Annotated in this window: 1 protein-coding gene; it reads right to left on the reverse strand. The window is 58.1% G+C overall.

Features of this window, described 5'->3' with window-relative positions; translation table 11 throughout:
* Nucleotides 1–227, reverse strand: a 227-nt coding sequence (locus BP858_RS01835) for a DUF5611 family protein (protein ID WP_286878688.1), incomplete at both ends; no start/stop codon positions are given.

Consider the following 227-nt stretch of genomic DNA (forward strand, 5'->3'; position numbering starts at 1 on the left):
CGGTTGGTGTCGATGATCGTCTCATCATCGGCGTTCTTGTCCGCCTCGGTATCGACAACCAGCGTCTTACCGCTTTCACCGGACCAGACCTCGAGCCGCAGGAGCGCTCCGTAGCTGATAGTGTAGTGGCCGTCCGCCGATACCGCGGGCTCGGTCTCGAACTGGTCACGGAGACTCTGTACCATGGAATCTGCGAACTGTTTCGTGTATCCACGCTTGATCTGGTA

The organism is Methanoculleus sp. UBA413 (genome assembly GCF_002502935.1).
Taxonomy (GTDB): domain Archaea; phylum Halobacteriota; class Methanomicrobia; order Methanomicrobiales; family Methanoculleaceae; genus Methanoculleus; species Methanoculleus bourgensis.